We start from the raw sequence: 12,248 nt of genomic DNA, 5'->3' as shown, positions 1-12,248 counted from the left end.
GGCGCATGCAGCCTGTGCTCAGTTGAGGGGAGTACCTGCCTGGTCGTCTGCACGCGGGTCTTGCATGGCATCGCCAAACATCATGACCGCACGCGCAATCGCCCGAACTGCGCGAGACAAGTGGCGTTCCCACGCACACTGGTCATCAAACAGCAACTCGACGGTAAACCACACCGCACCGGCCTGCGTATGCGCCTTGACCAGCTTCATGCGGCGGTTGACCTGATCGAGTGCCGCCAACGCCTGCCGCAGTTCCGGCTCGGAATCGATGCGCCAGACGTTGGGCAGGATCAGTTTTGCGAAATCGGGGTCATCTTCATCAAAGCACAGCGCATAGGTCATCCCTTCGCGTTTGAAGCGAATGTCACCGTCGTCGTCGCGCTCGGCCGGATAGCCATCGGCGAGCAGGTGATCGAGCAGGTGTTTGACGTGGTCGTGCATGGTTTCCTCCAGGGTGAACGAACGGGTGCCGGGTGCCGTGATGCGGTCGGCTTGCCACGGCACGGGCAGACACCCTTTATTCGTTGCGATGGGGGGAAACCGGAAGAAAATTTTCTGACTCCTCAGGCTTGAGTGGTGGCGTATCCGCGTGGCACTAGCGCAGGCGCACCGCCTGCCGGACTTGCGCGCAGAAAAGATCGGCGCGGCCGTCGATGATGGCCCCGCTCGGCAACCGGTTGGTGCGGGCATGTGCGCGGCCGATGGCGTTTGCCAATGCGGCATCGCCATCCACGGCATAGGCAAAGACTGACAGTCCGGTGGCGGCGGCATCGTCCAACAGTGTCGGGTTGGCATCCATTGTCTTGGCATCCACGTGAACGCCGGCAGGCTTGCCCAGTTCTGCCACCAGGTCAAGCATCCACGCGCGTGTCAGACTGGGCGAGCTTGCGTGCTGCGCGATCAGATGTGTCCAGCGGTTGGAGGCTGCAGCCTCGGCGTTGCGTCCGTCAAAGACGATCAGGCCGAGATAACCCTGGCGGTCGGCGCCGCGTGCGCAGCGCAGCGGTGTGCGCAGCCCCGATGTCAGAAACCAGTTGCCGTGCGGGATGGCCTGTTGCAACTGCGCGACCAGGGCTTGCACCGGCTGGCAGTTGCCGACCACCTCCTTGATCTCGGCGTTGAAGGTCTTGTCCGGATGGGCAGCGGCAATGGCCGCGGCGTCGGCAAGGAAGGGTGGCGCCTCATCGGTTGCTCGGCCGTGCAGGGTCATGCGTGCGCGCTGCCAGTCGGCGGGCATCAGTTGGGCCACCGGCAACTTGCTGCCGGTCATGACGGCCCGGCCGGTGGTCAGGTCATGGTGCAACACCCACGTGCCGTCGGCCAGTTGCTGCATGTCGATTTCCACGCCGTCCCAGTCGCCGGCGTAAGCGCTGCGCAGAGCGCTGGCGGAGTTCTCCGGCGCATCCGCAGAACCCCGGTGGGCATGGATCTTCATTCCAAGGCATTCGGCCAGCGCGGGTGCTGCCGATAGTGCGCATGCAAGGGCGGTACCCAGTGCAGCACACGCGTGTGCGAAGTCAGGAACCCGCGGGGTGATAGCCATATGACAAACCTTGCAAGACACGGGTGCGGATGGATTCGTTGATCGGATAGCCGTAGCCTTGCCCCACCGCCACCACGTGGGCAATGTTGGCGAGCACGTTGCGGCCCGCACTTCCTGATGCGCCGTCTGCGCCGCGCGCCCACTGCAGCATCTGCGTGAACAGGGGGCTGCGCGTGACGGCGTTGTCGGTATAGGACAGCGATACCCATACGCCGCACAACGTGGTCAGCAGCACGCCGGTGGCAATCAACGCCGCGCCGCGCGTGAGCCGGCCATCTGCCGGTGCGCGCAGCAGCAGCAACGTCTTTGCAAGCAGGTAGAGCAGCTTGGAGAAGTGCCCGATGGCGCCCAGCAGCGAGAAGAACAGCGCAATGGCCGGCACAACGGCGGCACGCGTGGCGTCGATCCCGGCCTGCTCATACTTGCCACCACTGGCGAAGTCACTGGCCGACGCCTCGTACTTGACCAGCTCCTGACGCACCTGGCCATCGACGAAGGCGTCGTACGCCAGTGTGAATTCGGCGGGCGAACCGTAGGAGGTTGCAACGCGGATCTGCGCCGGCAGCTTGAGCGTCTGACGCAGTTCCTGCTGCACGCCAGGGCGGGCAACGAAGGCTTCGTACGAGAGGCCGGGCGGGATGTGGTCATTGCCAATCTTTACGCTGCGGGCGCTGGCCGACATCTGCTGGCGGTAGCGCTGTTCCACCGCCGCGCGGAACGAGGCTTCGTCTGCCGGGTCCCAGTTGGCGGGCACCGGCACGCTGCGCCGCACGTGCTTGACGACCCCGCCGCGCGCCCGAGCCGGTACCGTGGAGGGTTGCCACCCGCGCCGCGCAAGCTGGTTGCGGTAATCGTTCCAGGCGCGATCCTGCTGGTTGCGCAACCCTTCGTCGGATGCGGTCGGAATGCGGGCGTACTGGTGCCATTTGTCGCTCAACGCCTTCATCGCATCCTGGTAATCCTTGTAGTAGGCCTGCGTCGGCTTGGAACGGCGCAAGGCTGTGCGAATGAGCGCTTCTTTCACGGTGCGGGTCTTCTCGTCGAGCCGGTCCACCGACACCGCCAGAAAGGGAAACAGCGCGAGGAATGCCTTGCCTTCAGGGCGCGCAAACAACGCCTCCTCTTCCACCAGCCCGTCGAGCTTCAATCGGCCCTGCACCAAGGACCGCTGCAGCAGCACGGAGTTAACCGCAATGCGCCGGAACTCCGCATCGCGTGTGTAGACGACGACGTCCACCAGCGTCTTGATGGCGAAGTAGACCACCAGTACGGTCACCGCAAACCACACCGCGATGGCCTTGTAGCTCGGCTTGCCGGTGCCTTTCTTGGCACGGTGCGTCAGCATGAGCTGGAGCACCACCAGCGCAGCAGCGATACCCGACAGGGTGCGCCCGAAGATCTCGATATGGTGAACATCGTCGATGGTCGTATCACCGCCGACCACGTCGAGCAGGCGCGCATTGAACCCCAACTCGAACGTCAGGTAAACCAACGTCAGGCAGATCAGGAAGAGGCCTTGTTTGAGCAGGACGGATCGCGTGGAGGGTCGGTCGGCGGCGTCAGCGGCCGCCTGTTGAGAAGCGGACAGCGATGTCATTTGAGCAGATCCACTCGCACTGGTTTGATTTCCTCGGCGGGGAAGGACATGGGTGCCGGACCGCGTGCGATGGGCGGCGTGCCACCACTCGTGCCGGTATTGGGGCCGCCGCGCTTGCGATGGGTGGTGCTGGCGGTACCGGTACTGGCAGGACTGGCGGTCGGACTGGTCGGCGTGCTGGTGGTCGGGGCGCCGGTGCCGGCGGTCGTCTGCGGGAGCCCGGGCACATAACGGTTGTCATCGCCAGCGGGGGCGTTGCCGGCGCTACCCTCCGGCGCGCGCAGCGCCGCATCGGCAAACGGCTTGGCATTCAGGTCCGTGCCCGGTGCCACCGGCACGGTGGACTGCAGCATGCGGTTGTCGGCGTAGGTGTAGCGCACCAGGCGGCCATAGCCAGGCATGTCGAAGGTCAGCGCATTGTTCCTGGTGTCGAGGTTGGCGCGCGGGCGGTCCTTGCAATTGCCGAATTCCCAGTGCAGCACGTCGCTGCCCTGCACGGCCAGCAGCACGTACTTGTACGGGCAGTTGCGCTCCTGCGTCTCGATGGTCAGCACGGTGCGGTCACCAATGCTGTCCACGCGTGCCACCTTGGCGGTGAGGGCGTTCTGCAGCGGGATCACGCGCATGTAGCGCGCCAGCTTGAGCGAGTATCCGCCGCTGTCCTTGCGCAGCGTGCCGTCCGAACCATCTTGCAGTTTGAACGTGTCCACCACCGTGCCGAACAGCTCGGTGGTATCCATGCCAAACTGCACGCCGCCGCGGCCGTTCGGGTTGACGGCGCAACCGGCCAGCAATGCCGTTACGCCAAGCGTCATGCACAGTTGACGCACAGAGGGGCGGGGGCCGGTGGGAAAAAGGGCACCCATCTTGGTGCTGTCTGGAGCGGTTGTCTTATTCATGCGACGGACATCAGGGGGGCTGAATCGTGCAGATGTTGTTCGGGTGTACGTCGGGTGTTGTTGCATTAGCCAATACGGGTGAGTAGCTTCGTAAGCTGTCGAAGAAGGGGCTGCGCGGGCATGGAAGCGAAGCCTTGACAGAGGTGAATCACGGTCGGTCACCCGCTTCAGCCCTTCGCGCTCACGGTATCGAGGACTTGCTTCCAGCCAGCAGGCAACCAATTCATCACGGCGATGTTAGGTTCATACGAGGCCGCCTGATCCCGGCAGTATTTTTCGACAATGGGTGCAAGCCGCGCCGTGGGCGCCTGGCGCTTGGCTTCCATCCCCTCATAGATCAAGCGAAATGCTTCGTTGAGCCCTGGTATGCCTTCAGACAGATGGCCGACAAGGATCGGGTTGTACTTGATCGCATAGATGTTCGAGCGCAGGGCAAACGCATCATTGGCCATCAACCGGCCGACGCACTTATCCGGAGCCGCCTCTGCCCGGCCCCTGTCAACCATGTCCTGGGACTCCTGGACTTCCTTCCGAGTCCTCTCGTATTCTTTTTGCGCGTGGGCGATATCTTCCGGCGTGCTGCAGACGCTTTTCAGAAAGCGCTTCTCGATATCCGACAGGACATGCGCCTTGTCATCACGGCTGCCCGTTGGCGCATCCGGTTGGCGAGGTTCGATTCGCACGACTGAGCTCATGACTTGCGCGCAATCTCCCGTGCGGCGCTCCAGCAGTTCCGGGTGTTGAAGCAGGACCTCCACGACCCGGCTTTTGTTGTCACGCAGGGCGCGCTGCGCGCGCCCGGTGTCCCACGGCATCCCGCCGTCCATGAACAGGCCCACGGTCTCCGCATCATTGTGGTCGATGGCATGCAGAAAATCGTTGTCGGTCCACATCACCCCACGGTTAGCCAGTTCCTTGCGCGGGTTTGTGCTGGTTTCCTTTTTGACCGTATCCAGTTTCCTGTTGAGCTGGTCGACGCCTTCCGAAATCTGGTGCGTATCCACCAGCAAGCGCTGGATTTGTGCAGCAAGCGGGGACGCCGAGGCGATCAGGCCGCCCGCATCTGCATGCCTGGCGCTGGCGATGGCTCCCACACTGAACGCCGTCGCGCACACCCCTGAGCAGACCACTAGGCTGGAATGCAACTGGGCGCCTTTCGGAAGGCCCAACAGTTTCATGGCCAGTAGCACCAGGAACAGCATCACCACTGCAACAGCCACGTAGCTGATGTAAGGAAAGTAGGGCCGCAGGAAATCCAGCACCGGGAGGAGCGTTGCCGTGGAGATCGTGATGACCGCATTGATCGGGCCAATATGGTCTGTGACCCACTTGCCGACTTCAACGTATTTTTCGGTTTTCATATTGGCCAGTCAGTGGGCTTTTGCCAAGCCACTCAAGAAACGATGTCTCTTGCCTCGCTTGGCGATCAGCGTTCCCAGGAAGCCAGGCGATGCCGCTGTGGAGAGCGTCGCTCCTTATTGCTCGTTCACGACCTGGCGCATGATTTCCATCCAGCGTGCATGTTCTTTTTGCGGCATGACGATGCGCCACTTCGGACGGTCGATGTCGCGCACGGTGATGAACAGGCCGCTGCGTGCCGCCGCCGCGCTATTGGCGCCGATGTTGGCAACGGCACCCTGCAATCCGCCGCCGATGACCTGCCCGGCCGTTTCGTGAATCGTCTGCCACTCGCGAATGTCGTCAAAGCTGTATGCCTTCCGCGCGCCCGCTTCGATCAGGGCGATCTTGCGCGTTGCCGGGTTGAGTGCAATGCCGCATGCCGATTCCACACCCGAAGCAAACAGGTAACCCGTGCCTTCAGTCAGACCGATCATCTCGCGCAGGTGCTTCTCCGCCGATGCTTGGTGGCTTTTGCTCCAGCGCCACACCAGAAAGACCGGAACGGCCGCGACGATCAGGACAAGCAATCCGATCCCGGGGCTTTTGGCTGCCAACAAGGTGATCAAACCGATGAGACCGAAAAAGAAAGCCCAAAGTCCCGACAGAACCCACATCAACTTCATCAGGGCACGCATGTCATTTCCTCAATTTTCTGGGGTAGTTAAAAGGGGTTGGTCTTATACAGCGCGAATACCACACCAAGGCGACGTAACGCCGCCTTGGTGCGTGCAGACTTATTGCAACCAGGCGCCGACATAACCGCGGTTGGTGTTGCCGGTAAAGACACCGTGCTCGACCACCGCAAATTGCGTACGGCCTTCCGAGACAAAGCGATAGGCCTGGAACCACGTGTTGCCTGGCAAGCCAACTGCAGCGGCAGGTGCGCCAGACAGCAGCGTCGTCAGCTTGTCCGCCGTCAGCGTGACGGGGGACTGCCCTGCAATGCTGATGGTGGCGTTGCCCGAGGCGTCGACCGCAATGCTCGAATGCACGGGGGCTGGCGACGCGGCAGGTGCACCGTCGCGGCGGCAGTCTTCCCAGTATTGAGAGAAGGTGACGCCCGCAAGATCGGTGGCCGATGTCACCTTGGATGCGGTCTGTGCGACCAGCACGTCGGTCGATTTGAGCCCGTCGGTGCCGTCGCCTGCGTTGGCGGCCATGCAGACCATTGAAGCGGCCGGCAGGTTTGGATCGCTGGCCAGGCTGGAGAAGTTCATGCCGTAGCGGACGGGGCTGCCCCACAGGAAGCCGCCATCCGGCTGCGGTGTCACCGTAATGGCCTGCGAGCCGAGGGCCAAGGTTCCTGCCACACCCACGCCGTTGTCGACGATCGTGGCAACGCCAGGCGTCGTGCCCTGCGCGTTGTAGCGATAGTCTGCGTACCCCACCGTGCCCTGCGGAATGACCGGAGTCGAAGTGGTGGCTGCGCAGGCCGGAGCGGGGCTCAAACGCGTGGCCGTCCAGTTGCCGCCAACCGACATGGTGGGCGCGTCCTTGTAGGTGCCCGACGCCGTATTCGTATCGGTGAATGCGCCGACGAGGGCATCGTTGTTGTAGGTGACGCCGCCGGGCATCGACGGGATCGGGACTTGTTGCCCGGAGTTCGCCCCGATTGTCCATTGCCCCGTACCCGGAACGTAGATCACCGCGCCGCTCAGGAAGGCCTGGGTACCATCGTTGCGTGTGACGGTTCCCGTAATGCTGCCGTCCGCTTCGCTGATGGTTGCCACATAGGTGTCATGGCTGCGGTCTGCGCTGCTGAATTGCCACTGGCCCGCAAACAGGCACATGCTCTGGCTTTGCAAATGCGCCTGCGCCACCGCGGGCGATACCAGAGTCTTCTGCGGAGAAGCTGCCCGGATGGCGGAAGCGACGGTCGGGTCAGCTGCGAATGCGGCGGGCGTTTGCGCAAAGTTCAACTGCGTATTGGTCAGTGCGGCAATGGAAGCGGCCGAGATCTGAATGCTGTTGGCAGGGTTGCCACCCGCGTCGAGCGACTGGAGAAACGCGCCGATATTGGTGACGGTGTCGTTGGTCACACCAGTGGCCCCAGGCACGAGTGCAAGCGGTGTCACAACGGCTTGGCCGGCAGCAGAGCCGATGGTCACGCCGCCAACGGAGAAGGTCACCATCTGGCCCGGCACGTAGTTGAAGTGGCCCGCGGCATCCGTTGTGCCGCTCAGGTTGCCCGACACGTAATGCAGGCCGGCGACCGGCGCATCCACAAAGACACCTTGAGCGGTTTGCGGCGTGCCGGGGCTGTTGCCATTGGCGTTGGTGGAGCTGTCATTCCCGCCGCCGCAAGCGGCAAGGGCGGCGCAGAACGCCAGGCAGGTGAAACGCATGTTGTGGGTTGTTTTCATCGCGGATCGGGCCCCGTGCAGAGCACGGGAACAAGTGATTGATACGGCAACTGAATGGCTGGGAGCACCCTTCTTTGGTAGGGAGGGCGCCTGCTTCATAGAGGGGTCGGTGAGTGCACCGGCCGATCGATTTGGCTTAACCAGTTCGGTTGAGACGAATGTCGCGGTGCAGTGGCTGGTGATGGCGCATGAGTTCCTCCAGGTGGAACGGCTGCCTGCCGCATCGGGGTGGCGCATTGCCACGCCATTGCCGGGCCGTTAACCCCTATTCGCTACTACGCGCCAAAGACGGAAGACTTTTTTGGGGGGGACTTTGAAAGTTGGCCGCAACCTGTACTGCTAGAATTCTGCGGTCCTGACGCAGACCAAAAAAGCAATCGAGCGCAGGCCGGGATAGCCGCATTTTCTGCGGCCAACACCAGTGATCAATCACTCCGGGGGGAGTCATGGAAGAGCAGGTTCAGGCCGGACGTTCGGCTCCAGCGGCGGCCGACGATAAGTCGACCCTGCGCAGTGTTCTGCAGATGTCGTCCGATTGGATTTCACCCGTCAACGCAACGGTGGCCGGATCGACAGTCGTTCTGGATCTGTTCGCTCCGCTCTTCGGCCATACCGCAGGCCGGCTTGCAGCCATCGCGGGTGGGGCCTGTGTTCTGGTGCTGCTCTATTCGCTCGTAAAGCTGGAGCAGCGGCGCAAACGCATGCAGCCCATCCTGAGTCCGGGCGCGTTCTATGGCCGTTCTCGCAAACTGTGGTTTGTGACGGTGGCTTGCCTCGGCGGTTTGGGTATGGCGTCCGGGACGATCTCCCATGCCGATCAACCCAATCCCAGTGCGTTGGGTTCTGCGTTCCCGCAAATCGCACAGATTCAACAGACACTGGCTTCGCTGGACTCGAAGGTTGGTGTGCTGTCCGATCAGACGAAAGCTATCCAAGACAACACGGCAGCCATCCGCGATGCAGTTGCACCGCAGGACGCACGCGGCAAGCTGTCGCGTCTGGGCTACGGCATCGATGACGAATCGAAAGCACGCGCCGTTGAAAGCTGCGATATCGACGCCCTGACGCTCTATGCCGCGCTCCATGAAACGATGCCGCTGGCACTGCCGATCTTCGGCAAGCGCGGAGGCTCGACGCTGGAAGCCCCCATCCTGTCGAAGAACCCGCATTTTGCTGAGGCACTGAACGTGCTGTCGTCTCAGCCCCAGTTCGACAAGCGGGCGGTCTCGACGCCGTACCTGCTGACCTTCACGCAGGCCCAGACGACCACAATTCCAGCGTTCGATGGCCTGCTCGCCAAGGCACGCCAGCACGGTGTGCAGACCACTGGTTTGCTCGCGCCGATGGTCAAGGCCAGCCCGCTGGCGGTTGCGGTCTGGTTTGGCAACAACGACGCAGTGGCTGCGCTGCTCAAGGCCGGTGCGGATGCCGATGCGCCGGCCGTTGAATTGATGGCGCCCGTGAATGACCACGGCAACGTGACCATGAAGAGCATTCCTGTCTCGACCGCGCGGGAAGAAGCTCGCCGCTTGAAGTTGTCTCTGCCGGCCCTCGGGTAAGAGACTCGCATGACCACCCGAGCCGTATCGGTCTGATACGGCTCGAAGACCATCTCGACGCTACGGATACCAAATCACACACATGATTGCCTTCATCCTGCTTGCACTGTTGACGTTGCCCGTGGCGCGGTTGATTGGGACAAGAGAGAACGTTGCCAAGCGATGGCTTTGGTTCTTGATTGCCGCGATACAGGTGTATGTGGTGGTGGCGATCGGCTTGAGGGATGCCGGCGGCTTGCTGCGAGAGTGGGCGCTGTTTGGCTCGGCGTCCAGTGGGAGCGGGCTTGGCTGGTTGCTGGCCCTGAGCATGAGCGTGGTGACGATCGCCATGTTGCAGATGCGCCGCCGCGCGACGCATCCGTTCTCCGCCGCGGTCCTGTGCTTACAACTGGCTGTGAGCGCACTGGCGTTCTATCAGGCCACGGCGCTTGCCGGTATTCAGGCGTTCTGGGTGGCGCCTCTACTGGTCTTCATCCTGCGCAAAATGGACTTCGGACGCCGCTGGCGGGATCTCACCGGCAAGGTGGATGAAACGCACTACGCGTCGTCGTTTCTTGAGTTGTCGTATACGCCAGGCAGCGATACGTTCGACATCGTGTTCAAGCAGGGCAGGCGAGGGCCGCTTGCAAGCGGCGTGAAATTGCTCTCGCTACCGTCAAGCGAGCAGGGTGTGTGGAAGGACGCCTACCTGGATGAAGAGCGTGCCAAGCTTCAGAACGAGCATGCCCAGCCGGTCAAGCTGCCGTTTGCCGCGCAAGGTCTGCCGCTGGTGCACGAGCTGTGGAGCGCATATATGGGCGATGCCAATTCCTGCTTTGGCGACCCATGCCTGAATCTTCTGATCCGGTCAAAGGAAGAGGAGACGCTCTACACGCCCACTTCCACCCAGACAACGTATGTTCCCGGCTCAACCGCGACCGGATGGACGAATAACGGGCAAATGATCAACGTCGACATACCGGGCAAGACCATCACCACCCAGGTCCAATCCGGCCCGGCAACGTGGGCGCCCTCGGGCTACTGCACTGTCACGATCGAGGCCAATCTCAACGACGTTTGCTACAGCTACACCATGACTGCCGTTCCGAAGAAAGAGGCGAACCTCATCGTGTCGGTTGGGCAAGCCATCAACAAGAAGGCGTGGGCCACGATCCACGCGATGCAGCGCGCGGAAAAGGCGCAGCACGAGGCAGCCGCGCAAAAGCGGCGCGCTGCGGAACAGGCAGCCGTGGAGGCCGCATCGACGAAGGCAGCCGAGTCTGTCCGGCAGGTGTTGGAAGCTGCCGGGTTTCACGCGTCGGGCGAAGGTGTTTTCTCATGGCATCGCCACGACCCGAGCGGTGTCCTGGTGGAGTTGATCGCGGCGGACCGGAACGGCCGGGCGTTTGTGGTGGCAGGGCAAGGCGCAGACCGTTGGCAAGGCCTCTGGCAGGGCGCCGAAGCCAAGTTGGAAGGCAATGCACTTCAGCTCAAGGTGGTGGATGAAGCGTACCGCGCGCAACACCTGGCCGAGCGCCGATTCAGCTTGATGACCAACGTCGGGCTCAACGAACAGCAGGCTTGGTGCGATCGCGTCAACTTGCTCGGCGCAGCGAAGGCCTAGCGCCACCATGCAATGGCGCGTCTGCCGTGTGAACGTGGTCGACGCGCTTTTCGCTTTCCCTGTCGTTGGTGAGTGAACTGCCTTAGACCGAGACGGCAACCGGCATGTCCGGAACGCCATGCCCAACCGGCAACCACGCCTTCGCCAACTCCAGCGAGTGCGTCACCCCGGTCACCAGAATCTCGTCGTTATAGTCGTCAGGGTTGTTTGGATCTGAGGTCTGGCTGGCATGCTTCTCGCCTCAGACGGTGCTACCGCGCCCGCAGCACCGACGGCGGCATGCCCAGCAAGCGCTGAAAGCTGCGGCGCATCCGTTCCGTATCGCCAAATCCGCATTCGTTCGCCACGCGCTGCATGGACGTCGCGCCGCTCTCCAGCGCGGCGCGGGCGGCTTCCACACGCAGCTTCTCGACGGCCTTGGCTGGGGTGAGGCCGGTTTCAGCCTGGAAGGCGCGCGCGAAGTGGCGCGGGCTCATGCAGGCGTGTTCGGCCAGGTCACCCACGCGGTGGGGCGCGCCCAGGTTGCGGCGCACGTGATCCAGCAGCGGTTTGAAGCGGCCACGGGCAGAGTCCATCTCGTTGAGCGCCGAGAACTGCGATTGCCCGCCGGGGCGCCGGTAATAGACGACGAGCTGCCGTGCCACCGCACGCGCTACGCGCTCGCCCAGGTCTTCGGCAATCACGGCGAGTGCGAGGTCGATACCGGCGCTGATGCCCGCGCTGGTCCAGATGGGGCCGTCGTTCACGTAGATGTGGTCGGCCTCCAGCTGCACCTGTGGGAAGTCGCGCGCGAATTGCTCGCTGCGGCACCAGTGTGTGGTGGCGCGCCGGCCATCCAGCACACCTGTGGATGCCAGTAGCAGGCTGCCCGAGCACACGCTGGTGACACGCGCGCCGCGTGCCGCGCAGCGCTGTACGAAGCGGCGCGTGCGTGCGTCCAGCATGGCGGCATCCACGCCATCACCGCCGGCCACGAGCAGGGTATCGACCTGACTTACGGGCGGCAGCGCCTCGGCCGCCAAGAGTGCGCCCGACGAGCTGCGCACCAGGCCGGGCTGTGCGGCCACGATCCGCAGGGCGTAGTGGTCATCCCGGTAGCGGCTGGCCACCTCGAATGCCGCCACCGGCCCGGCGGCGTCGAGCACCTGGAAGTCAGGAAACACAAGAACGGCAATGCGATGGGACATGGCAGTGGGCAGGCGCGGATGGCAGTAAATGAGGGAAGCATGACATTGCTGCCAACACGATAGAGCGCGATGCTGTGCATCGTCAACTCGCGTCAA

General features: G+C 63.0%; 10 protein-coding genes. 2 read left to right on the top strand and 8 right to left on the bottom strand.

Going from position 1 to position 12,248, the window contains the following annotated elements:
- Positions 1–18: 18 nt before the first annotated feature.
- The 7 genes from ACS13N_RS20575 to ACS13N_RS20545 all read right to left on the bottom strand — a co-directional run bounded on the left by ACS13N_RS20575 (position 19) and on the right by ACS13N_RS20545 (position 7,803).
- On the bottom strand, positions 19–504 hold the full coding sequence (locus tag ACS13N_RS20575) for a T3SS (YopN, CesT) and YbjN peptide-binding chaperone 1 (protein ID WP_438933459.1): 486 nt from the start codon (positions 502–504) through the stop codon (positions 19–21).
- A gap of 91 nt (positions 505–595) precedes the next feature.
- On the bottom strand, positions 596–1,435 hold the full coding sequence (locus tag ACS13N_RS20570; RefSeq protein WP_438933458.1) for a glycerophosphodiester phosphodiesterase: 840 nt from the start codon (positions 1,433–1,435) through the stop codon (positions 596–598).
- A gap of 82 nt (positions 1,436–1,517) precedes the next feature.
- The gene (locus ACS13N_RS20565) at positions 1,518–3,140 is read right to left on the bottom strand and encodes a hypothetical protein (protein WP_438933457.1); all 1,623 of its coding nucleotides are present in this window, start codon (positions 3,138–3,140) and stop codon (positions 1,518–1,520) included.
- Positions 3,137–3,955: a hypothetical protein gene (locus ACS13N_RS20560; RefSeq protein ID WP_438933456.1), complete on the bottom strand. Its 819-nt coding sequence runs from the start codon at positions 3,953–3,955 to the stop codon at positions 3,137–3,139. Before ACS13N_RS20560 ends, ACS13N_RS20565 begins: the two co-directional genes overlap by 4 nt.
- Before the next feature lie 251 nt (positions 3,956–4,206).
- Positions 4,207–5,400, bottom strand: a complete 1,194-nt coding sequence (locus tag ACS13N_RS20555; protein WP_438933455.1) for a hypothetical protein — start codon at positions 5,398–5,400, stop codon at positions 4,207–4,209.
- Positions 5,401–5,514: 114 nt separating this feature from the next.
- Positions 5,515–6,075: a DUF4755 domain-containing protein gene (locus tag ACS13N_RS20550; protein WP_438933454.1), complete on the bottom strand. Its 561-nt coding sequence runs from the start codon at positions 6,073–6,075 to the stop codon at positions 5,515–5,517.
- A gap of 99 nt (positions 6,076–6,174) precedes the next feature.
- Complete coding sequence (locus tag ACS13N_RS20545; RefSeq protein ID WP_438933453.1) at positions 6,175–7,803, bottom strand: hypothetical protein; 1,629 nt, start codon at positions 7,801–7,803, stop codon at positions 6,175–6,177.
- Positions 7,804–8,249: 446 nt separating this feature from the next.
- On the opposite strand from ACS13N_RS20545, the gene ACS13N_RS20540 reads away from it, so the two are divergent.
- Positions 8,250–9,362 carry a hypothetical protein gene (locus tag ACS13N_RS20540; RefSeq protein WP_438933452.1) on the top strand — a complete coding sequence of 371 codons (1,113 nt, stop codon included), beginning with the start codon at positions 8,250–8,252 and terminating at the stop codon, positions 9,360–9,362.
- 82 nt (positions 9,363–9,444) lie between these two features.
- Entirely contained in the window at positions 9,445–10,965 is a 1,521-nt protein-coding gene (locus ACS13N_RS20535; RefSeq protein WP_438933451.1) for a hypothetical protein, read from the top strand.
- 251 nt (positions 10,966–11,216) lie between these two features.
- On the opposite strand, the gene ACS13N_RS20530 is transcribed toward ACS13N_RS20535, so the two are convergent.
- Positions 11,217–12,152, bottom strand: a complete 936-nt coding sequence (locus ACS13N_RS20530; protein WP_438933450.1) for a GlxA family transcriptional regulator — start codon at positions 12,150–12,152, stop codon at positions 11,217–11,219.
- Positions 12,153–12,248: the final 96 nt, after the last annotated feature.

It is taken from the genome of Ralstonia sp. 24A2 (genome assembly GCF_051783885.1).
Classification (GTDB): Bacteria; Pseudomonadota; Gammaproteobacteria; order Burkholderiales; family Burkholderiaceae; genus Ralstonia.
Note: the sequence above shows the minus strand (reverse complement) of the source record. Positions and strands in the feature narration are given on the sequence as shown.